Below are 22,121 nucleotides of genomic sequence, written 5' to 3'. Positions count from 1 at the left end.
AGGTAACGGGTCAAGCTCTCAAATATTTCGGTTTTTCAAGTGATTCTGAGGAGTTGTTGGAGGTGCAAATTTACTCCTCCGAAAGTTGAGTATTTGAGTCATGGTAAATAAAGCTGTTATTCCCCCTTTAGTTCATCAATCCAGGTGCGGTCTGAAATTGCCTCCCCGCTCCGGTAAGAGGTGCGGGCGATAATATGCGCCGCCACCGGGGCCGTGAACAGCAAAAGTGCAATGATGCTCAAGGCCCGGAGGGAAATTCCCAGTTCCTGATAAAAAAGAGCATGCGCACTCACCAAAAGGCCTGCGCCGAGTGAGCCGGCCTTGGTGGCAGCGTGCATGCGCGTCAATGGATCCGGCAGGCGGATCACCCCCAGCGCTGCCACCAGACAGAAAAAGCTGCCGATAATCAGCAGAATACCAATCAGATATTCAATCATCTGGACCTCCTTTGGGGGAACCTGGTGTGGACGGCGGCAGCCGCAAATCATTCTTTCGACCGCGCCTGTGAATAAACCGCGCCAGTGCAATGGTGCCCAGAAAGGCAATACAGGCATAGGCAATGGCAACATCCAGGTAGGTGGTTTCTCCGGTATAGATTGAAAGAATCACCAGAAAAGCCACCACCAGTACCGACATAAGATCCATGGCAATCACCCTGTCTGCAGCAACAGGTCCTTTTGCCAGTCGCCAGAGCAGCATGGTCAATGCGGCCAGGAGCATAGCCATGGCGGCCTGGCAGGCACCGGTCAGAAATAGATTGCCGGTCATCATGATCTCATCACCTCCAGGACTCTTTTTTCCAGACCGTTTTTGATATCGGTCCGGGCAGCAGTTGCATTTTCTAGAAACATGATATGAACAAACAAGGTTTTTTTGTCTTCAGACAGGTCCACACTCAGGGAGCCGGGTGTCAGGGATATCAGGTTGGCAACCAGAAAAATTTCCAAGTCTGTCTCGGCATCCAGTGGGACTCCGATAATGCCCGGACGGCTTATATGGCCGGGCGTGATCACATCCCAGAGTACCCTGAGATTGGATACAAAAAGTTCTTTGAGAAAATAGGTGATCAGATTAAGGGTTTTGGGCAGTTTTTTGAAATACCGCGTATCCTTGTAAAGGGGACTGGACAGCCATAAAATTCCATAACCGAGAACAAATCCGAACAAAAAGATACCAATCCTGCCGCTGCCCGTAAGAAGAGTGAATACCGCGGCAAATGAAATATTTAATATAAAAAGGGGCATCAGCCACCTCCTTTAACAGCCTGGATATACGGCATCGGGTTCATCAGCTGCTCACCCACCACCACGGCAAAACGGTAAACAGGTTCCATGAACAGCCCGGTCAGTATGGTGATCAGGGCAAGACCCAGAACCGGTGACATCATCCAGGCAGAAAGGGGCTTGAGTTCGAAGGGGGTGGCCTGATCCCCGGGTAAAGGTTTCCAGAAAGCTTCTGACCAGATTTTAGTCATGGAAAATAGTGTCATCAGTCCAACGACTGCGGCCACTGCGCCAAGGATATAATGCCGGCTTTCCAAGCAGGCATAAACGATCAAAAGCTTGGCCCAGAAACCGGATAAAGGCGGAAACCCGGCCAGGGAAAAAGCCGGGATGAAAAACCCGACCGAAAGCAGGCCGCGGGTTTTATAAAGGCTGCCGATATGGTTCAGGTCAAATGACCCGGCTGCTTTTCGGATAAGACCGCTCACCAGGAACAGATTGGTTTTGACAATGATATGATGAACCAGATAAATCAGGGTGCCGGCCAGGGCAAGGGGGGTGAACAGTGAAAGCCCCAGGACCATGTATCCCACCTGACTGATGATGTGAAATGAGAGGATGCGTCTGATTTCCGTCTGTGAAGCGGCTGCAACAACCCCGGACACCATTGTGAGTACCGCCAGGACCATCAGCGTGGTATGGGTTATGACCGTGTCGCCGACAAACACCAGGGTAAACATACGGATCAGTGCGTATACCCCTACTTTTGTCAGCATGCCGGCAAAAAAGGCAGAGACCGAGACCGGCAGGATGTGGTAAGATGCCGGCAACCAGAAGAACAGCGGAAACAGGGCCGATTTAATACCTAACGCTGTAATCAGCAGCAGGGCCACACTGTTCACCAGGGCCGCATTTTCCACCAGGGCCATTTTTTCAGAAAGATCTGCCATGTTCAGGGTTCCGGTGAGGCCATAAATCAATCCGATGGCCGTGATCAAAAACATGGTGGACAAAAGGTTCATGGTCACGTATTTAACCGCACCGGCCATTCGGCCGGAGGAATGCCCCATGATCATTATGCCGAAGGATGCCATGAGCATCACCTCAAACCAGACATAGAGGTTGAACAGGTCGCCGGTAAGAAAGGCACCGCAGACAGCAGCGGTCAGAAGCTGCATGAACGGATAGAAGCCGGCTTTTATCTGGCTGCTGCCGATGTCCTTGCGCGCATAGATAATCACTGCCGTATGGATCACACTGGTGATCAGTACCATGACCGCACTCAGATAATCCGCCACCAGGCAGATTCCGGCCGGGGCCGGCCAGTTGCCCACCCACAAGGCCATGGCCTTCACATCGAAAATGGTCACCATGAGCAGAACGCTTGCAAAAACATGGATCAAGGCACCAATAACAGCAGCAGTATTGGCCTTTTTTTCATCCATCCGGAAAAGAACCATTGCAATGGCGGCAATCATGGGCACAAGAACAGGAAAAATGAGCTGCATTTTGATCATCCTTTTTTTCCCGGTAGATTGGTTTTCCTGTCCCCCAGGCCGGTATCAGGCAATTCACAGCAAAGTGGCGGCTGATCCGCGTCCAGGGTCTGTACCTGATCAAAGGTCCGGACCAGGAGAATCAAAAAGAACGTGGTCATTGCAAACCCAATCACTATGGCCGTAAGGATCAGGGCCTGGGGCAGTGCATTGGCGGCTGGGGAGGTCAGAATGGTCTGTCCCGGATGAATCAAAGCTGGATTTGAATTGGTCAGCCGGCCAGCCGTAAAAATCAGCAGATTAATGGCATTCCCCATGAGGGTGAACCCGAAAACAAACCTGACCAGCACACCCGAAAGCATCAGATAAAGTGCCGCAGCAATCATCAGTCCAACAACCAGGGCCATGAGTGCTTCCATCTTAATTTTCCTCCAGGGTCAGCAGCACAGCCAGAATAGCTCCCAGAACCGCCAGGAAAACACCGATATCAAATATCAGCGGCGTACCCAGTACCAGGGAGTTAAACGACCACCAGGCACCGGTCAGATACGGTTTTCCCATAACAAGGGCCGGCAGTCCCGAACCTGCACCCAGGGCCAGGCCTGTGGCGGAAATAATTTCAGGCCGTATACGGATCGCCTGGCGAAGACGTTTTGGTCCTTCAGTTATGCCAAACAAGGCAAAGGCGGTACCGGTTACCAGGGCTGCGGAAAACCCGCCGCCGGGTTCATGGTGCCCCCGTAACAGCAGATATACGGCAAAAACCAGCATCAGCCCGACCATAAGCCTTGTCGCGGTTTTCAGAATTACTGATTCCATTTATTCCTCCTTTTTCCTGCTGCGCATCAGAGCCACACCAGCCCAGGCCGCCAGCACCACCACGCAGATTTCACCCAGGGTGTCCAGGCTTCTGAAATCAACCAGAATAACATTGACAATATTCCGGCCATGGGCGGCAATATAACTGTAATCTTCAAAAAAATCGGTGAGGCTGCGATCGAGAGGCACTGTCAGCACCCCCATGAGAACGGTGGTCACCAGCAGGCCGATACACAAGGAAACGACGGCATTGAACAGATTCCTGACCCGGGCTCTCTTGCGAACAGCATCAATGGGTGGCAGGCGGAACAGCACCATGGAGACGATCACCACGGTCAGGGTTTCCACCAGAAGCTGGGTCAATGCGATATCTGGCGCACCGAAAATAAGAAAAATAAGGGCCACACCAGCGCCTACCCCCCCCAGTCCCCCAATGGCAGCCAGCCGTTGACGGGCCGTCACCACCACGCCCGAAGCCAGCAAAATAAACCCGCAGAGTCCGGCCGCAATCCAGGCATCATTGATGACAGGAATCATGAAAACAGAAGGGATGTGAATGAACCAGGCCCATCCGACAATAACTGCCAGCGCCATCAATATGATGGAAAGATAGGTATGCAAAGATCCGTTCTGGAATGTTCGGGTAAACCAGCCCGCACTTTTGAGAAACAGATCCAGGATAAACTGGTATATCCCAGGGGTGGTTATCCACAGCTTTTCCAGGCTGGTTTGAATAAGAGCGCGCAGCCGGATGCGCTGCCGATAGATCAAACCACCCGTGGCCAGAGTGATCATACTCAGCAGCAGCGGAAGATTGAATCCATGAAAAAAAGCCATTCGGATTTCCTCCCGGGCCGGATGATATGCAAAAACAGCCGGTTGAACCAGGTTGGCAGAGACCCATTCCGGAATGATGCCGAACACAACACCTATTCCGCCCATGATGGCCGGACCCAGCCGCATTGTCCAGGGCACCTCACAAATCCGGTCCATCATCAGGGGACGACGACCCAAAAACGGCGCGATCAGGATGATGGCCGCCACAGCCGTCATCAGGGCATTGGCAGCCAGTGTCGCCGTGGTGGCAAATACGGGGAACATCTCCTCAGCCAGGGCCCCTTCGTACATGATCTCTTTTCCGATAAATCCAAAAAACAAAGGGAATCCGGCCATGGAAAGGGTGGCGGCGGCAACGGCAATGGCTGTCAGGGGCATGGCTTTGAGTAACCCGCCAAGGTTGCGAAGATCCCGGGTCCCGGTCTGATGGTCGATACTGCCCACCGCCAGGAACAGGGAGGCTTTGTAAAGGGCATGAACCATGAGAAAAGTTGTGGCTGCGGTCAGGGAAAGAACGGTCTGCCCGCCGAGGAACAGGGTCAGAATTCCTAGCGCCATCATGGTGGTATAGGCCAGTATCCGTTTGAGGTCACAGGGACCCAGCGCCTGGACCGCACCCCATACGGCTGTGGTGCCGCCTAAAAGGACCAGCGTTCCCATCCAAAGAGCTGTCCCTCCCAGCAGGGGATGAAACCGCATGAGCAGATAAATACCGGCCTTGACCATGGTGGCAGCATGGAGGAAAGCACTGATGGGCGTAGGCGCGCTCATGGCATTGGGCAGCCAGAAATGAAATGGAACCTGGGCAGATTTGGTCATGGCACCCACCAAAATGCAGATAAAAATTGCCGGATACAGGGCATGGTTGCGAATTGCATCACCGGACAGCGCCCATTGACTCAGTGTCATCGACCCACCGGCAGTCTTGAAAAGCAGGATACCGAAAAGCAGAAAAAGCCCTCCGGCTCCTGTAACCAGGATGGCCTGTCGGGCATTTTCCCGTGCCGTATTGTTTTCATGGTCAAACCCGATGAGCAGGTAGGACAGGATCGTGGTGGCCTCCCAGAACACAAAGAGCAGCAGCAGATTATCGGCCGTGACAATACCGAGCATGGCGATCATGAATCCATGCAGATAGACAAAAAAACGGTTGAGATGCTGTTTCCCGGCCATGTAACTGGAAGCGTAAAGGCTTACAAAAAAACCAGCCATGGTAACTATCAGACAGAATAACAGGCTCAGTCCATCCAGGCGGAACCGCAGGTAGAGATCGAGGCTGGGAACCCAGGCCCACTCAACCTGGAATACCTCCCCCTTAACCACTCCGGGCCATGCCAGACAGAGCATTCCAAATAAAACAAGCGGTATAACACTGGAAAAAAGCCCTAATCTGCAACAATCTGGAATTTTGTCAATACAGGGCGCTGTTTGCTTCATATTACTGAGACAGGAATAAGGGTATTTCCGTGGAATGGATCAATTCAAGCACTGTATCCCCAAGCAGGCTCCGTTTTATGATGTTCCCGGAGCTGTTACCCATTACGATCAGATCAACCTTATGGTCCATGGCATAGTGCAACAGGTCTGAACGCGGGTTTCCCTCAACAAGATCGGTTTTAACGTCAAAGCCATAGGACTGGCAGAAATCCGATGCTTTGTTCAGGAGAAACGGATCTGAGTCCTTTTGACCTTTGAAGTGAACCATGAGCAGCTTAACACCGGGCCAAGGGTTCAGGTGAAGAAACTCACGAATGCTTTTTGCAGATTCCATGGAACCGCTTAAGGCTATCAGTACGGTCTTTATGGGCCGGTAATTTTCAGCCACAGCCAGAATGGGCCTGACACCCTGGCGCAGAAGTTTAATAATGGCCTTGTCCGGATCTGCGACAAATCCATATTCAAAAATACTGCGAAGCCCGAAAATGGTCAGGTCGTTGAACCGGGCTTCCCTGATCATAGCCTCGAAGGTGTCCCCTTCTTCATACTGTATCCTCCGGCAGATCACCTGATTTTTACTGCAATGTTCCTTGAACAGAGAAATGGCGTGTTCTGTACCCTCCCGGGTAACCTTGAGCTTTTTTTTCCGCATCCTCTGGGCATAAGCATCTGCTCCCGCAGGAACCGACCCCACATTGTCAAGCTTACTGGTATCCACGACGGTTACGCCTGTCAACTGCGCCTGATGAATATCACCCAGTTCAGTAGCGCACCGGGTAGCCACTGCTGTGAACGGGGTCCCGCCCAGTCCGACTAAAATTCGTTTAATCATAACTATCATCTCCTCTGAGGCGCTGTGTTATTCTTAATATAACTTATAATTCGCTTTGCGAAAAGATATGAAAAAAATAGATTGTATTCCTGTTAAAGTCAAGGTCAAAATATAAGCCAGGCCAGGTCATTGCGGAGATTCAAATTCTTTTAGATCCAATTCAAAAAAAATCAGAGAATAAAACAGGATTAACTATTTTGGCCATTGACAATACTTTGCACATATTTCCACAGCATTTCTATCTGCTTTTTATCCTTTATCCCACGGCTTTCAGCCATTTTCTGTAAGCGGTCTTTTAGCTCTTTATCATCGAGTGCAATTGCCTGCTGAAGAGAAAAAAAGAGAAGGAAAAAGCAGACAGAAAAACGGTTAATGAATCTCAGATGATTGACTCCTGTTGTGATGTTGATTATCAAAAATTTTCTATTAAAGATTTCGCCTAACCCCCAAACCCTGCGGTTAACAAAAAAAGGAATTTGTAAGGTGTTAAAATTGTAGTAGAAGCATAGAGAACCTCCCAAACAGTAATTTTTAACTTTTCTCCCAAAAAGAAAGGAGATCCTCTATGCTGGAAATCAAGATAGAACATTTTCTCGATTATTGTAAAGTATCAAATTTTGCAACCAGGTCCATTCAATCCTTAAGAGTAAGGCTCAATGAATTCAATCGGTTTATTAAAAAAACGTCTGTTGACTCAGTAAAAGGTATCTCTTACAGGCATTTAAAAGTATTCATTACCCAGTGTCACAACCCTTCCATTCATACCCAAAAAGCACGTATCTGGAGCTTGAGACAGTTCTTTCATTTCTTAAAACTCAACGGGTGGGTGAAGACAAATACGGCTTCAGACTTTCCCTATCCAAAAATTGAAAAAACAATCCCTCATTTTTTAACAATCGAAGAATATAACAGGATTCTAAGCTTTTTCTATCGAAGAGCATCCGACGCTATCGGTTTCAGAAATCTTGTGATGATTATGATGTTGGGTCTCCTTGGGCTTCGGTTATCCTCTGTGCTTTCCCTGAACGGTGATGATATTGATAAACACCTTCATGCCCATCTATTTCGTCATACGGCTGCGACCCATTTGAATAAGGTGTCTGACCCAGAAATAACCAGGCATGTCCTGGGTCATGTACGAAGTAGCAGTACCCGAAAATATACCCACTTGAATCCCGATCAATATGCGACTTACATGCAGATCCATCCGTATATGGAGGTGACCCCATGATTGCTCTGCTGGATGAATACAAAACACAGCTGTCTGATGTCTGTGGATATGCAGATCAAACTGTTGAAAATTATGCTTCCTGTATGGGCATGTTCGCCCGGCATTTAAAGGCACAGGACATCTCAATTGTTCAGGCCCGGGGCACACACATTTGTCTGTGGATAGCTCAATTAAGGCAAAAGGGCTTTAGTTACAGCCGTTTGGAACATCATCGCTATGCTTTAAAAATTTTTTATGCCATGCTTGTTAAATTGGATATCGTGACAAAAAGTCCGGCAGCAGCATTACCCGTATTAAAAAAAACGGGCCCAGTACGGTGATGCCGGTGTCAAAAACCATTGTATTTAAATTTTTAAACAGTGTTGACCGCTCCACATGGATGGGAAACCGCAATTATATCATCCTGTCTCTGCTGTGGGCGCTTGGCTTAAGGGTCAGTGAACTTACCCGCCTTGTCATTGGATCTTTTGAACCAGGGATTGGTCCCAGAATCGGCCTTTTGCGGGTAAAAGGAAAAAACAAAAAACAGCGAGCCTTATTTGTGGTGGATAAATTGTACGATAATCTCGTGGCATACCTGGCCCATCCCAAGACATTGAAGTTTAAAAAAAATCCCATGTTACCGGTTAAAAGCGGCAAGGCCATATCAACAGATCGGGTTCAAAGAAAATTGCGGCAATATTGCAAAGAGGCCGGTATCACCGGAAGGCTCACGCCTCATGTGCTCAGACACTCCTTTGCTACTGAAATGTACCACGCCAGGGTGCCGCTCCATGCCATCCAGGCGATGATGGGACATTCCAATACGGCTGAAACCGCAATTTACATCAAGGTGGATGACAGTTTTAAACAAGAAGCACTAAATCAGCTGGTTATTAATGGGAGGCTGTCATGGGAGTGAGCATAACAGATTTTTTTAACCATATTGAATCGTTTATGGATTATCGATCAACCGTGTATGACATCAGTGACCAGACCATTAAAAGTAATCTTTGCGACCTTAAGTTGTTTGAAAATTTCATGGATGAAAACCAGCATAAAACAATCACCGGCCCTGCGGTAATGGACTTCCAGTATCATTTGAAAACCCAGCGTAAAAATTGCGGTGGATCACTCAATCGAAAGCTGTTTACCCTGCGGAGCTATTCTAATTATTTGAGATTACAGGAGGTTGATGATGCTGACAATCTGCCGTTTCATAGTATTTTAAAAGTTCGGCAGGGATATCGGAACCGGCCGGATGCCTTGACCGCCCAACAGATTAAACAGCTTTTAGATACCATTGACCGAAGCACCTGTCTTGGTGTCCGGGATTATGCCATATATGCCCTGATGTATTTATGCGGCCTCAGGATCGGAGAAGTCTTCGGCCTGGACCTCTCCGGTATCGATTTAAAAACCAAAGACATCACTGTGACAGGAAAAGGCAAAAGAATCCGTACGCTTCACTTGAGCGATGAACTGTTCCAGATCCTGTCGGAATATCTTGCCGTGCGAACATTCTTCTATAAAAATGAGCATCGAAACGCACTGTTTATCTCAAAAAAAGGAAATCGTCTGGCCATTCGCACTATGGAAGACAATTTCAAAAAAATCGTTTTAAAATCCGGCTTGCAAACCCGGTTCAATGTGTCCTGCCACACCCTGCGGCATTCGTTTGCCTCCCATCTAAATGATAAAGAAGTGGATATGCTTGTGATTAAAAGCTTAATGGGACATTCAACAACGAGAAGTACCGAAATTTACATCCATCCTTCAATGCAAAAAGTACGACAGGCAATGGAAAAACTACCAGGCGTTATTTTTATGAATGAGCTTATAAAAAAAGGAGGTGTTATCTTTAGCTTTCAAGAGCTTCGCACATAGCCGGAATACGATCCAGATATTACTCGTTTTTTTATAAATATCTTTTTTTTATGGATTGGTGCGCTTAAAAGTCATTTTTTTAAGATTTTAGGTGTTGCTATAGAAATAAATTTATGCCACTGTTCGTTATTAAACGGAGCTTGTCTTGTTTTTTTACTTCAGACACCTTCTAATTGCACATAACTTTTGTTCTGACCGCGCGGTTCGTTCCCAAATAACCGGCTTGCCCGGTTGAGTTTGATTGTTTAAATCCATATTCAATTCTTAAAGTGCTGTTTTTGGGATCAAAAAGATGCTTTTAAGGGCTTAAATTACCCCTTTTTTGATTTAACATATTGAATTTATGTACATCTGCTTGGTCCGACCCCAAATTCCAAATTCAATCTCCTTCCGAGAATCTAATAGTAGATCCTAACCACCTAAAATGAAGTAACTGGTTCGGATAAGGAAAAAACGGTAAAATTATAATTTTATAAACCGAGAGTAAGCGGAAACATTCTTTTTCGTTAGGGAGAGGGGGTTTTTACCTGACTCTGCCCTTTTATGGGGACCCCATTGCTATTTGGCAGCCCCATTTTGGTATCAAAATGGGGCTGCCAAGGTTTGTTTTCGATGTTTCGCTACTTTACTGCGATAAGTTCAACAGTGAAGATCAATGTAGAATACGGTTCAATCATTCCCCCACTGCCGGCAGGACCATATGCAAGCTCAGACGGAATATACAGTTCATATTTTGAACCCTCAGCCATAAGCTGAAGTGCTTCTGTCCAGCCTTTGATTACACCATTCAGTGGGAAACTTGTTGTTTGTCCACGTTTGTATGAGCTGTCAAAAATTGTACCATCAAGCGTCTTACCTTCATAATGCGTTTCAACGGTATCTGTAGCAGCAGGCTTTTTTCCGATTCCTTCAGTGAGTACTTTATACTGAAGTCCGCTTTCAGTAGTTTTTACCCCCTCTTTATTACTATTTTATTCAAAAAATTTCTCTCCTGCTTCAATATTTTTTTCCCTGATTCCATCTGTTCTGCCTGTTTTTTATCCTCCATTGCTCTTTGAAAATTTTGCATAGTGTGCTGCATTTCACCAACAGGCATTTGGGATTCTTTCCCGTTAAAAGCTTCAGCAAATGAATCCGCAAAAATTTTAGGATCAATTTCAAAGCCCTGTCTTCTAAAATCACCACCTATACTTTGTCCAAGAATATAACTGACCTTATCTAAATCAACTTTTATTTTAATTCCCTATATATAAAATATTTAATAAAGACTCGAATATACACAAAAAGGAACCAGATTGCATTAATAAAAAAAACAGATCCTTGTGGTTCATTCAGTTACTATCCAAACAAAGTACATATAAAACAAGGCTATGATAAAATGATATATGAGCACAGCGAATGTATTCAGGTTGATCAATTTGTTATGATTATTACTGAGATATTTACTTTTGCTTAGCTCTCTTAACTACCTGTACTTTTAATGTTACTTCACCATATCCCAAACACTCAACTCCCGTGTCAGGGCAACGAATATAACGCATAAAATGAAAATCATTTGGAGATAATCCCTCACTTAGTCTTTCATTTATCAACGCTACGGGTACTACTAATTGTGAAGTCAGATATACGCACATTCTTTTGGGACAAAGTTTTGTGATAAAGTTACCATCAACATCTATAATAAACTTTTGCCCTATTGAATGCTCAGAATTGCAATTGCAAGCCTTAACAACTTCAGCTTCTATTGTATATAATGAGGATGCTTCAGATAACCGCTCAACTTGTCTAATTCTGTGCCCACCATCATGAAATATTTTTAACTCATTTTCAGAATACCCTACACGCTCACCATATTTCCTTATTACTTCTTTTGTCATAAGTGTTTCTCCAATGTTCAGTTAAAATCATAACGGAAAGCTGAGGAGCCGAGTAAGGATGGTGAAAAGCTTCAAAATCACTATTAATTATGAGCATTGCTTCACTTCAAAAAGTTGCAATTTTCCCGGTCTCCTCCAGCGTCATGTTATCATATTTTTTACTTCTTATCCCAATTTTACCGCCAAACAAATCTACAAGGAACTGACCAGAATCTGGCTTACTCATTATCATACGCCCAACATGGCGTCCTTCATATGACCCTCAAAGTAATTTACAGTCTTTTGGAAAAAAGGCCCTGCAAATGGGTAATTCTCTAAGAAAATGTAAAGTACTTTTGAAGGATGCCAAAATAAAGCTGCAAATAACCAGTAAAAATTAAACACAGCGGAATTTGCAGCGTTTAAATCTCAAGTTATTTGTCATCATAAGCAAGTTTCTTTGTTAAACCAACAAAAGATTTCATTGTGCAAACTAAGGGTTCAAGATGACTAAAACTCACTACTCAAGGGTGCGAAATTTGAATGATTAAGCTTATGCATGACGACCGCACATTTCTTCATATTTAGGTTTAAAACCGCTAAAGCATAATTTCTGATATAATTTAAACATAAACGGTGGTTCGACAAAATAATACTTTTTTTTCATATATCCAGATGGGATATTGACGCGTGAAACTTCAGGTCTTTTTTTTGATTGATTTATTCCTACAGGTACAACAGTGCAAAATTCAGCTTTCAAATCCAGCCCCTGAACTAATTTTTTGCCTGAAGGTTCATATATATTAGAATTACCAACAAAATCGTACGTTGATTTTTTCCAGTCAAGCATGGGGTAAAATCTCGGATGAGTCATGGGGATGTTAATTGTACCGCTTTGATTTACATATACAACAGGTACTTCTAATGTTTTGGCATACTTCTGCGGTACAACTTCCGAGGCTAAATAAGATTGATATTTTAATAATTTGTTAAAATAAAACGTATCCGGATATTTAATATCCGGAAGAAAAGTCCCCCACAAAGCAACAATAATAACAAATTCCACACCGCTTTGTTTAAAGCCTTCATATGTTTCCTTAAAAAAAGAATCAAAACAGATGGCACCGCCAATTCGCCCAAATGGAGTATCGAAAATTCCAGGGCCTGGTTCATCGCATCGTTTCCATACGAGCCGCTCTTGAACGGTCGGATTTCGTTTGCGATATATTTGAAGACTTCCATCATATCCAACCATTACCATGGTATTATAAAAGTCCCCTTCATACTGCTCATAAATACTTGTGATTATAAATACTTTGTTTTTTGCAGCCTGATCTTTTAACCAATATGTGGTAAGACCATCAAGAGGTTCTCCCAGTTTCATCAATTGCTCTTGAACAAACAATCCTACATTAAACATTTCAGGCAATACTACAAGCTCCGCACCGTCCTTAACCGCTTGAGAGATAAGCGCATCCGCCTTTATCAAGTTTTCATTAACCTTCAATGGTGCTGCATTCATCTGAACAATACCGATGTTAACCATATATTTCTCCTTGTTATCTATCGCCCGGCTTCTGCTTTTTCTTTTTTAGTGTTTATTTCATTACCAGTGATATTTTGGTTTTACATCCCCCATTTGGGGGGTAAGGTAGAAAAAAATGTCTTTTTCCATATTCGTTTATTTAAAAATCTATATACTCCTATGGCTATGAATGCTGGAAACTCGGTATTTCCAGCCTTTTGTCTGATTACGCTATCAATATCTGCATGAATATCAGGCTCGCCAACCACGCTGTCTGTATATAACCTGCAATCATCTTTTCCATTCCAGTCTATTCCCCATGGAATGTTCTCTGGAGCGAAAAAGATTTCATATGTTTTTTTATCAAGAACCGAGTCCAGAATGGTCCACCGTTTATTCAAAAAGGCATTAACCATACAATGGTTATAAGGCGAATTTGCCAGATGATATAAATTTCCAACCAGGGGTTTAATAAATTTTCTGTGAACCTGTATCGTGACGAACTGTGCCTGAATATGATTACACCGGAGCAATGCAATAAGAAGAGTTGATTTGCCCCAGCAAATACCGTATCCCTTCTTTAATATGTCCGATGCTTTAACTTTGTAGAGATCATATCCGGTCACAATATTGTCCCGAACATGATAAAAGGTTTTTTTTGCAATCTCAACCGGATCATTCGTCTTTTCAGCCAGCTTTTTTGCCAGTTTTTGAATTTCCGGATGGGCGTAATCACAATAATAAGTTTCTTTTAAGGTTGTTTTCATTTTTTCTCCTATTAAATGATTCCTAATGTATAAAATTCCATAGATAGATGGGTTGGAGAATTTATACTCAGATCACAAAATATATTTATCTCTTGACAAACAAAAGAGAAAGCGCCAAAAACGACCAAATAAGAGTTGATTGCGTCAATATGGAGTTAGGCAATGATAAAAATTACCATACTTGCTTTGGATAATGTTTTAGCGTCTTCAGTGATGGGTACAATGGATACTTTTGGTCAGACCGGAGTGACATGGAATTTTATAGTCGGTCATGATGAAGTATCATATTTTGATATCAATATTGTGACCCAAGATGGGAAACCAGTTAAAACCAGACATCAGGCTGCAATATATCCAAACGGTTCCATCCAGGATATTGAATCAACAGATTTAATTATGATCTCTTCATTTTCTGATTATAAAACAATAGAAACAAGTGGAAAAGCAATTGAATGGTTAAGAGAACAAAACAAAAAGGGGACAACTATCGCCGGTATTTGTGCAGGCGCATATATTCTTGCAGAAACAGGATTGCTCAATGGAAAAACCGCGACGACCCACTGGGGATTTGCTAATGATTTCAGAAAGCGATACCCGCAAATTAATTTGCAGTCTGAAAAAATAATAACCGATGAAGGAAATTTATTGTGTTCGGGGGGTTGTAATTCCTACATTGACCTTTCAATCTATCTGATTGAAAGATATTGCGGTCAGAGCATTGCTCTTGAGAGTTCAAAGGCAATGCTTCATGATATCGGCCGGAATTCTCAAAAACCCTATACTGTTTTTCAGTTTGCTAAAGATCATGCTGATTCTAAGATTAAATTAATACAGATATGGTTTGAAGAAAATTACAATCAAAGAATTGATATTGGAGTTCTCGCTAAAAATTTTGGACTGAGCCGCAGAGTTCTTGAACGCAGATTTAATGCTGCAACAGGGAATACGCCTCTTCTTTATCTCCAGCGGTTACGGGTTGAAATTGCTAAGAACCTACTTGAAAAAACGTCTAAAACGTTTAGTGAAATCGCCTTTTTTGTTGGGTATGAAGACACCAGCTTTTTTAGAAAAATATTCAAAAAACATACAAAGCTTCTTCCAAAAGAATACAAAACAAAATTTTTCCGGGCGATTGAAGTGCTGCCCGGCCATTAAGATAACATTTAAATCACCGGCTTGCCCGGTGCATTTGCGTTTGTTGGATATTTTCTCTAAAAAGTAGCTTAACCTCGGTTACAGTTTTTTTTGGGGGAGGATCAAAGTACCTTGAAACCAAACTCTGACTTCAATAAAACCAAGCACTTCAGGAGAACAATTGATGATGATTGTTTTTCAAAATAACGAATTTTCAATATATAAAAATCTTTCACTCCCTTTGGAGTAGAAATCTTGATTTCATCCTCCACTCGTTTTCCTGACATTGCTTTACCTAAGGGCGAATCCATACTCAAAAAACCTTGATTAATTGACCCATAAAATTGCCTGTCCAACAGGGCTATTGAAGAATCTTGAATGGACTTCGCATTTACACATTAACAAAAAAAATGTATTCAGAGGAAGGTTTGTTTCTCCTATCAGGCTTTCAAAGTTTCCTCCACCCTTAACAATCACCATATCTACTGAATTAAGTACGTTCAAAAATTTTTGAGAGCATCTTGAAAGCATAGTTCCTGGAAGGGGACCAGCTATCCCATTTGTAATGACCTGTGCAATGTCTGGGAATCCTATATCGACAGTTTCATCATATGTGATATCATTTAAAGCCGGGCTATTCCTTACTGCATAATACATTTCCATATGGTGTTTTTCTTTTAAAGTTTCAATCAGGAGTTTATCCATAACAGCTTCACCTGCATTATCTGCAATTAGTAAAAGTGATTTTGAATTTTTAAGCTGAGATGAGAATTTTTGATAACTTTCAGTATTTAAAGGAATCTCTTTTGTGTAAGCCAGCAGGACTTTTTTTAAATTATTTTCAGGGTTGTCAGATAACATTACATCTATAGTATTCCCAAAAATTGAAAGTTTTGTTGCCATCAAAATCGGGTCGTCACAATTTAGAACATGATCTTTTAATTTATCATAAATTGATAACAATTGTGAATTTGCTTTTTCTTTAATTGTTATAAAAGGGTCTGCCACACCTGTTTTATCAATTAATTTTATTAATATTTTTTCAACGAGTTCTGCACTTGTAATGTCCCAAATGTCATTTTGCGTCATTATGGACTTAACAAACTCATGATAAATTTCTCTTAGCTTATAAGGCTCAAGGTTAAGAGACCGTAACCCGTTTAAACTCATCTTTAATACACATGGAATACATTCTTCTTCTACTTTCATTTTATTTTACTCCACTTGAAATATTAAATTGCTGTGACCAGGATAGTAGCCGCATATGACCCATAGAAGAATTCTAAGGAACGTCCCGCATCTGTTTTTTGACATCGGCCACCAATTCCTTATGTCGATAATTATCAGGGTCTTCCGAAAGTGCTTTTTCTCCCCAATGCAATGCATTTGGAAAATCCTTTTGCTGGCGGAAATTTTCCGCAATGGCATACAGCACATGCTGCAGCGGTGCATTCATGCTTTCAGGTGGAATATCCAGCACTTTTTTGAAATCGGCCACTGCAACTTTGTGATTCTTTTTAACCGTATAACAACTTCCCCGGCCGATAAGGCTCTCCTCGTCATACGGGTCCAGTGTCAAAGCGCTCGAGTAAAACATAATCGCGTCGTCGACCCGTCCTTCGATTTCGGAAATCTTGCCCAGATAAAAATAGGGGTTGTCTCCATCCTCATGACGATAAGCAGGATTCACCTTGATAACTGCCTCAAATGCTCGGACAGCACCGATTCCGTCCGGTTTGTTGAAACATCTTAAACCTTCATTAAACCACTCAGCCACAGAAAGTGGTACACTATTTTTATCCATTATATACCCCTTTATAACGGTTGGGTAACGGGCGGCAAGGGTTTCCAAAAAAGTTAATTGAAAGCACATAGTTCAAAAAATTTTTCAAACTTTAAAAAGAAGCAGACCCTTGCCTTCCGGTTCACACACTGGTTCGCTTTAGCTATATACGTTTTTACGATGTCCAACTTTGACAATCCAAATGGAAAGCTCGTCATCTTGAATAGAATAGATAATGCGATATCTGCCGTATCTTAAACGATATCTTTCCTGGCCACTTAGTTTTTTACACCAGGATTGACGCGGGTTATCACCGAGAGATTCAATGCAGGTAAGAATTTTTGTTAAATCCTTATCCGGTATTGATTTAAAATCTTTCCAAACCGAAGATTTGAAAAAAATTTTATATGCGACCATCTTTTTTAAGCCTCTTAACCATTTGATCATAGCTGATTAAGGGATCATCAACTCTTTCATCAAAGACAGAAAGATCTTCAGCATCCTCAGAAAGTGCTTCTCTCAATGCTTCATTGATTATATCTGACATAGAGCGTGATGTTTCAAGAGATTTTAGTCGTAATGCCTGATGAAGGACTGGATCTAAATAGATGGTTGAACGTTTTGATAATTTTGCCATAATCTCACCCCCAAGTTTTTTATTTTGGTATTATAACGTTATGACGTTATAATGTCAATGTTTTGGAAGCGAACGCGGTGCTGACTGGCGCCGCACACCGATCAGGCAAACGCAGTTTGATTGATCGGCGTGCGGTGACCGGTCCAGCTCCTGGTTCCGGCGCAAGACGCCGGGGCCAGGGGCTGGACGAAGTCAGCACCGCGTTCCAGGCGGCGCAGCCGCCTGGAACATAAAAATCTGCGGCTCGCCCGCCAGCATTTTTTTGTTAGGATTTACTCTTGAATATTTATGCTTTCAAATTGATATCTATCAGTATTCTGATTCTGCGATGCCTTGATATGTAGTTTTGAATATTTCTAAAGATTTGGGGATGTATATTTTTTGCTCAGAACCAAAGCCCGATAGCCAAGTTTCCTTTTTTGATGGTTTTCTATAAAAATTATTAGAAAGCCTGGTACAGATTTCATAAGATTTTTTCAAAATTAGTTCAAAAGGTAATTCAGTCTGAAATTGTTCAGGATTCCCCAAAAACAATCCAGCGCATCTTAATTCATCTTCTATCGTTCTAATGTCGCGAACACCCCCTTGAAAACCGCTGGTGACTTTTATGAAATCAATACCCAATGTTTCAACAAAATTCACCAAACCAGGGTAAAATAGTTGGACATTTTTAGGAATGGTCATACAGGAAGGCATTCCATAGAAAGGTTGTTTTTCTTTTTTAGCCCAGGCTCTAAATAGAAATTCATGAATTGGGATTGCGGCGTTAGATGTGCATGTCTCCCAGTAAACCAAACCGCTAAAATGATCTCTGATAATGTAATGAATTATATGTGTTTTTTTGAAATCTTTACAATTTTCAAGTTTTATTTCAAAGGGCTTCTTTTGATGTTTTAAGATGCCGTTGCGTGTGACGAAAAAATGTTTTGATGGTGTTACAATTAGTTGGTGAACTTCATTGGAATGATTTGTTTGATACCGATTCATATGCATACCCATAAATGACACAGAGATATGTATGAGTTGTTCATTCTTTCGTGTTTCGAAATCAATTGAGCTGTGGTCTTTTCAAAATGTTTGGGAATTAAAATCTCAGATTCATACCAGTTTATATCAGATTTGGTATTTGTCTGCGCCAACTCAACAATCCACTCGTTAATTTTTTTATTCCAGTATTTAAAATCATTTTTCTGAACAAACCCAATCATCCCACTGTGTTTTAGCGCAGATCCATGCTTCCCGGTTTTGAAGCGCTCAATTCCGCCATTGTTTTTTGAACCGATTACATATTCTTTTTCTCTATTACTCCCTGGTGTGGGCAATCTTTTGGCCTCGATCGAAAAAAAAGATTTATTTCCAAGAACGACCGAATTGATAACATTACCGCTGTTATCAATTTTTAGTGTCCCTATATCAACCGAGGGGCTGTCGCCCCTGTCTGGATTTTCCATATATTCTTTTTCAAACCAAAAGGGTGAAAATCCTCTTATGACGTTTAAATTGAGAATTTCGACAAGCGTTTGTGTGAGGCCTTTTTCGTTTTGAATTTGAGATAGAGCAATAGATTCAGAAAAAATAATGAGATTTCTTTCTATGAATAAAATCACTTCTTTGATCGATGTGTCAAACTCAGGGGTATAAGGTCCGGATAATCTACCAGATACTTCTGATTCATATTTTTCATTGAACATTATTAAAACCCTTGGGTCACTAAATCAGAAAAGGTTTCGTCAGCATCCCGAATTGCAACCGAACGTAACCAGTAGCGCGTCTGCTTAGGTTTAATAAGATAAATAATATTATTTTCATAAATCCGAAGCATTCGAATGATTCTTGAATTCGAATTCACATTATTTTTGATAAGCTCATCAAGATCATCTTCAAGCCCTTTAGTTTTTTGAAGGGCAATGGATGAAGGATCATCAAAATAAAAAGGAAAGCAAATATATGATTTTGTTTCAAAATAGTGATACGGCTTAAGATTTTTATAAACAGAATTCAAAACCTTACAATAAACACTGGAAAATTGTTTCAGCTGACCCTGTGTTACCGGTTTTTCCGAGTCCGCATTCTCGCCTTTTCTCCTGAAATCAAGCATGTAATCAAGCACATCATCCATAAGAATTCGTTCGAGATCCGATAGATTAAGCTCTGCTTCATCCTCAGGATAAGGCAGGCATTCAATATCATTCTTCAAAATGGCCGTTGCCCTGGTGATCATATACCTGCTGCTGAATCCGGCAACATGAAAAAGATATGTTCTGTTATTCTTGAATCGTTTTTCTATTCTTTTGAGCGCATCGGCTTGATTCGGAGCATGGATACCAATTATTTCATGCCTGAAAGAAAGATCGTCTTCCCGAAATATTACTGGAATGGAACTTTCTGATACGCCTTCCTTTATCAGAAGGTGAGGGGCTTGAAAAATTTCTTTATTCTTTTTGCTGCTCCGATAAAAATATTTGTTTTCAAGTTTGTAAATTTCACTATCATTGATGCCATCTTCTGTGAATGCATCCGTGGGCAGTGTGTTTTTCCCGGTAAGGTATTCGGCTGGTTGAAATTTTTTTTCAAGTTCCTGCAACTTCAGGTTTTCATCATCAGTTAATTCTGGAACTTTTTCTTTCAATCTGACAAGGGTATCAATTTTATCTTCATTTCCAACTATAAATCCCTCTGCGATTTTCCATCCTTCATTCTGCTCTTTTTCAGATAGAAACGTACCAAAATTTCGGATGGGTTCCAGCCTGTCCAAAAGCTGTCTTAACCTGCCGCCTCCCAGCAAGTTGGCTTTCCAGACAAGCCTGCTTTTTAGGGCGTCTTTAAAAGGCACTTTATGAAAATCATAGTGGTCCAATTCAAAGTAAAGCTTTTCTTTGGCCGGTTTTGTCCTGCGGACCGTAACATGGAGGATGTCTGTTTCATCAGGCTTTTGATTTTTTGCGAAAACAGCAGTAACCGGCACGTTTGCGCTCTCAAAAAGAACCTGGCTAAGGAAGGTAAAATCAATTAGCTGCGGAACATGATAATTGTTAAGAAAATAAGTTCGGAAATCAGCCGCGTTGGTATTGTATAAAAAGTGACCGGACGGCATTATCAAACAAAGAGATGCATTTTTTTTGCACAGGGTAATAGACTGATCCAGAAAAAGCAGTGCGATTTGATTATCCGGCAGTTTTGGATATGTCCGGCGTCTTTTGTTTTCAATCTTTGCTGCATTATCTGTCAATTTTGATTCAAAGGGAGGATTCCCCACAATAAGATCGAACTCCGGCTTTAGTAAATTTTTCTCAATTAGTTCAAAAAAATCAATACTGATGAAATTGTTCCCGATGAGATTATCAAATTTTAAATTCTCCCAGATAACCTTTGGTGACAATTCATCTAAAAGCACCAAACTAAGGCTGAAAAACGTTAAGCGTACGGCTTCTTCGTGAATATCGACACCAAAAATATTATTTTTTAAAATTTCTTTTAGTTCATCTAAGTTTTGGGAATCGGGTTTGGCCCAATTGTTGCGGATTTTCCACCACTGAATCATCCTTTTGTACGCAGCCACCAGGAAAATACCTGACCCACAGGCAGGATCCAACACCTTAAATTCTTTTTTTTCGAAATCAGACAAAGGCAGCAGCTCATCGATAAGCAAATTGACTAAATAAGGCGGCGTGTAAACGACTCCGGCTTTTTTATCTAAAAATTCTTCATAGATATTACTGATTAGTTCGATGGGTAAATCATTGAATGAATAAAGCCGCCAAAAGGTGTACTGGCCATTATCAAGCCGCCCTTCAAAAAAATCGGCAAAAGAGTTCAAGTCTGCTTCGGCTAACTGATCTCTTTCTTTTTTGCCGTTCCAGGCGAAAATTTCTCCATTAAAGCTATTCTTGCTGCTCAGTTCATCAAATAATTGAAGGCATCCTCCTTTTTTACGAAGGACATCTAAAAATTTATCCTCCCCATTTGAAAATTTGACAAAAAACCTTTTGGGAAAAACTTTATTGCCGTCTTTATCCTCTCTCTCTTCAAGGTATTTGACAAGAATCGACATCACAAGAAGCTTTTTTGTAAGATTCTCATCCAGAATCTCTTTTTTAATGATATCTCGTTTGGCTGTTTTGAGTTCAGTTAAAAGCTTTATATAGGCAGTCTCTTTTAATGAAAATTTGCTTTTATATTTTGAGTCAGTCCAAAATGAGCCATTATCAAACCGCCTAGCAGATAACTGTTTGAATTTATCCAACTCTTTTTTTGCTTTTGATGCCAAATGGATTTTTTCAAACAGGCTATATGAAAGATTCCCGGTTTTTGGATCGAAATCCGGTTGTTTTAAACAGGTTAATATTTGAATTTCTGTTCTAAAAAATAAAAAAATAAGAGGAACATGACCGGAGTTCCAAATTTTCCGATACAGTTCTGTTATCTCATTATCTTTCCTGGGGTTTTTGATAAAATCATATATGTATATTTGTGGGATAGGGTTTCGTCCGTCATTGAATTGCCTTACATACACCGCATCAACATTATATTTTCCCGCCTGTTCTAAAATAATTTTGTCACCATCTGACAAATGAAGGTCATTGGGTAACAATAGACTTGGAGACTTGTATCCTTCAGATATCATTTCAAATTTTTCAAGAAGGATATTAAAACTATTCTGAGAATTATTTGATGTCAT

The 22,121-nt window shown here is 42.0% G+C and carries 26 protein-coding genes and 1 pseudogene; 5 read left to right on the top strand and 22 right to left on the bottom strand.

The window, feature by feature from the left end; translation table 11 throughout:
* Positions 1-116: 116 nt before the first annotated feature.
* The 9 genes from mnhG to TOL2_RS01165 form a co-directional block, all read right to left on the bottom strand.
* Positions 117-437, bottom strand: a complete 321-nt coding sequence (mnhG, locus tag TOL2_RS01205; RefSeq protein ID WP_014955740.1) for a monovalent cation/H(+) antiporter subunit G — start codon at positions 435-437, stop codon at positions 117-119.
* On the bottom strand, positions 430-771 hold the full coding sequence (locus TOL2_RS01200; protein ID WP_014955739.1) for a monovalent cation/H+ antiporter complex subunit F: 342 nt from the start codon (positions 769-771) through the stop codon (positions 430-432). The genes mnhG and TOL2_RS01200 overlap by 8 nt, the downstream gene beginning before the upstream one ends.
* A complete protein-coding gene (locus TOL2_RS01195) occupies positions 768-1,244 on the bottom strand; it encodes a Na+/H+ antiporter subunit E (protein ID WP_014955738.1) in 477 nt (158 codons plus the stop codon). The genes TOL2_RS01200 and TOL2_RS01195 overlap by 4 nt, the downstream gene beginning before the upstream one ends.
* Positions 1,244-2,731: a proton-conducting transporter transmembrane domain-containing protein gene (locus TOL2_RS01190; RefSeq protein ID WP_232508026.1), complete on the bottom strand. Its 1,488-nt coding sequence runs from the start codon at positions 2,729-2,731 to the stop codon at positions 1,244-1,246. Before TOL2_RS01190 ends, TOL2_RS01195 begins: the two co-directional genes overlap by 1 nt.
* A gap of 5 nt (positions 2,732-2,736) precedes the next feature.
* Complete coding sequence (locus TOL2_RS01185; protein ID WP_014955736.1) at positions 2,737-3,138, bottom strand: NADH-quinone oxidoreductase subunit K; 402 nt, start codon at positions 3,136-3,138, stop codon at positions 2,737-2,739.
* A 1-nt stretch (position 3,139) separates the two neighbouring features.
* Positions 3,140-3,538: a Na(+)/H(+) antiporter subunit B gene (locus tag TOL2_RS01180; RefSeq protein WP_014955735.1), complete on the bottom strand. Its 399-nt coding sequence runs from the start codon at positions 3,536-3,538 to the stop codon at positions 3,140-3,142.
* On the bottom strand, positions 3,539-5,812 hold the full coding sequence (gene mbhE / locus TOL2_RS01175; protein WP_014955734.1) for a hydrogen gas-evolving membrane-bound hydrogenase subunit E: 2,274 nt from the start codon (positions 5,810-5,812) through the stop codon (positions 3,539-3,541).
* Between the two features lies 1 nt (position 5,813).
* Positions 5,814-6,644, bottom strand: a complete 831-nt coding sequence (locus tag TOL2_RS01170; RefSeq protein WP_014955733.1) for a universal stress protein — start codon at positions 6,642-6,644, stop codon at positions 5,814-5,816.
* A gap of 188 nt (positions 6,645-6,832) precedes the next feature.
* Entirely contained in the window at positions 6,833-7,060 is a 228-nt protein-coding gene (locus TOL2_RS01165) for a hypothetical protein (protein ID WP_148278029.1), read from the bottom strand.
* A 149-nt stretch (positions 7,061-7,209) separates the two neighbouring features.
* Here TOL2_RS01165 and TOL2_RS01160 point away from each other — a divergent pair, with 149 nt between their 5' ends.
* Genes TOL2_RS01160 through TOL2_RS01145 form a run of 4 tightly spaced genes read left to right on the top strand, consistent with a single transcriptional unit; the run spans position 7,210 to position 9,741 of the window.
* On the top strand, positions 7,210-7,875 hold the full coding sequence (locus TOL2_RS01160) for a tyrosine-type recombinase/integrase (protein WP_014955732.1): 666 nt from the start codon (positions 7,210-7,212) through the stop codon (positions 7,873-7,875).
* Positions 7,872-8,195 carry a site-specific integrase gene (locus TOL2_RS01155; RefSeq protein WP_014955731.1) on the top strand — a complete coding sequence of 108 codons (324 nt, stop codon included), beginning with the start codon at positions 7,872-7,874 and terminating at the stop codon, positions 8,193-8,195. The genes TOL2_RS01160 and TOL2_RS01155 overlap by 4 nt, the downstream gene beginning before the upstream one ends.
* A gap of 5 nt (positions 8,196-8,200) precedes the next feature.
* The gene (locus TOL2_RS01150; protein ID WP_014955730.1) at positions 8,201-8,776 is read left to right on the top strand and encodes a tyrosine-type recombinase/integrase; all 576 of its coding nucleotides are present in this window, start codon (positions 8,201-8,203) and stop codon (positions 8,774-8,776) included.
* On the top strand, positions 8,767-9,741 hold the full coding sequence (locus TOL2_RS01145) for a tyrosine-type recombinase/integrase (RefSeq protein ID WP_014955729.1): 975 nt from the start codon (positions 8,767-8,769) through the stop codon (positions 9,739-9,741). The genes TOL2_RS01150 and TOL2_RS01145 overlap by 10 nt, the downstream gene beginning before the upstream one ends.
* Positions 9,742-10,361: 620 nt before the next feature.
* On the opposite strand, the gene TOL2_RS25330 is transcribed toward TOL2_RS01145, so the two are convergent.
* From TOL2_RS25330 to TOL2_RS23305, 5 genes and pseudogenes are all read right to left on the bottom strand, one after another.
* Entirely contained in the window at positions 10,362-10,646 is a 285-nt protein-coding gene (locus tag TOL2_RS25330; RefSeq protein WP_232508137.1) for an FKBP-type peptidyl-prolyl cis-trans isomerase, read from the bottom strand.
* A gap of 24 nt (positions 10,647-10,670) precedes the next feature.
* A pseudogene (locus tag TOL2_RS25915) lies at positions 10,671-10,975 on the bottom strand (FKBP-type peptidyl-prolyl cis-trans isomerase N-terminal domain-containing protein); the annotation flags it as partial.
* Positions 10,976-11,183: 208 nt separating this feature from the next.
* Complete coding sequence (locus tag TOL2_RS01135; protein WP_014955727.1) at positions 11,184-11,618, bottom strand: hypothetical protein; 435 nt, start codon at positions 11,616-11,618, stop codon at positions 11,184-11,186.
* 532 nt (positions 11,619-12,150) lie between these two features.
* On the bottom strand, positions 12,151-13,143 hold the full coding sequence (locus TOL2_RS01130; protein WP_014955726.1) for a carbon-nitrogen hydrolase family protein: 993 nt from the start codon (positions 13,141-13,143) through the stop codon (positions 12,151-12,153).
* Positions 13,144-13,223: 80 nt separating this feature from the next.
* Complete coding sequence (locus TOL2_RS23305; protein ID WP_014955725.1) at positions 13,224-13,889, bottom strand: transglutaminase-like domain-containing protein; 666 nt, start codon at positions 13,887-13,889, stop codon at positions 13,224-13,226.
* Positions 13,890-14,051: 162 nt separating this feature from the next.
* Here TOL2_RS23305 and TOL2_RS01120 point away from each other — a divergent pair, with 162 nt between their 5' ends.
* Complete coding sequence (locus tag TOL2_RS01120) at positions 14,052-15,044, top strand: GlxA family transcriptional regulator (protein ID WP_014955724.1); 993 nt, start codon at positions 14,052-14,054, stop codon at positions 15,042-15,044.
* A gap of 101 nt (positions 15,045-15,145) precedes the next feature.
* Here TOL2_RS01120 and TOL2_RS25910 read toward each other — a convergent pair whose 3' ends face one another.
* From TOL2_RS25910 to TOL2_RS01080, 8 genes are all read right to left on the bottom strand, one after another.
* Complete coding sequence (locus TOL2_RS25910) at positions 15,146-15,310, bottom strand: hypothetical protein (RefSeq protein WP_407641571.1); 165 nt, start codon at positions 15,308-15,310, stop codon at positions 15,146-15,148.
* 40 nt (positions 15,311-15,350) lie between these two features.
* Entirely contained in the window at positions 15,351-16,232 is an 882-nt protein-coding gene (locus TOL2_RS01110; RefSeq protein ID WP_014955723.1) for a damage-control phosphatase ARMT1 family protein, read from the bottom strand.
* Positions 16,233-16,305: 73 nt separating this feature from the next.
* On the bottom strand, positions 16,306-16,827 hold the full coding sequence (locus TOL2_RS01105) for a tetratricopeptide repeat protein (RefSeq protein ID WP_014955722.1): 522 nt from the start codon (positions 16,825-16,827) through the stop codon (positions 16,306-16,308).
* 138 nt (positions 16,828-16,965) lie between these two features.
* Positions 16,966-17,223: a type II toxin-antitoxin system RelE family toxin gene (locus TOL2_RS01100; protein WP_041279181.1), complete on the bottom strand. Its 258-nt coding sequence runs from the start codon at positions 17,221-17,223 to the stop codon at positions 16,966-16,968.
* Positions 17,210-17,443: a hypothetical protein gene (locus TOL2_RS01095; RefSeq protein ID WP_014955721.1), complete on the bottom strand. Its 234-nt coding sequence runs from the start codon at positions 17,441-17,443 to the stop codon at positions 17,210-17,212. The genes TOL2_RS01100 and TOL2_RS01095 overlap by 14 nt, the downstream gene beginning before the upstream one ends.
* A 309-nt stretch (positions 17,444-17,752) precedes the next feature.
* Positions 17,753-18,430 carry a hypothetical protein gene (locus tag TOL2_RS01090; protein ID WP_014955720.1) on the bottom strand — a complete coding sequence of 226 codons (678 nt, stop codon included), beginning with the start codon at positions 18,428-18,430 and terminating at the stop codon, positions 17,753-17,755.
* Positions 18,427-19,134 carry a hypothetical protein gene (locus tag TOL2_RS23300; protein WP_014955719.1) on the bottom strand — a complete coding sequence of 236 codons (708 nt, stop codon included), beginning with the start codon at positions 19,132-19,134 and terminating at the stop codon, positions 18,427-18,429. Before TOL2_RS23300 ends, TOL2_RS01090 begins: the two co-directional genes overlap by 4 nt.
* 2 nt (positions 19,135-19,136) lie before the next feature.
* Positions 19,137-22,121, bottom strand: coding sequence for an Eco57I restriction-modification methylase domain-containing protein (locus tag TOL2_RS01080; RefSeq protein WP_051012232.1), 2,985 nt, complete (start codon positions 22,119-22,121; stop codon positions 19,137-19,139).

This window comes from Desulfobacula toluolica Tol2, from assembly GCF_000307105.1.
Taxonomy (GTDB): domain Bacteria; phylum Desulfobacterota; class Desulfobacteria; order Desulfobacterales; family Desulfobacteraceae; genus Desulfobacula; species Desulfobacula toluolica.
This window is presented reverse-complemented; position numbering and strand designations above follow the sequence as displayed.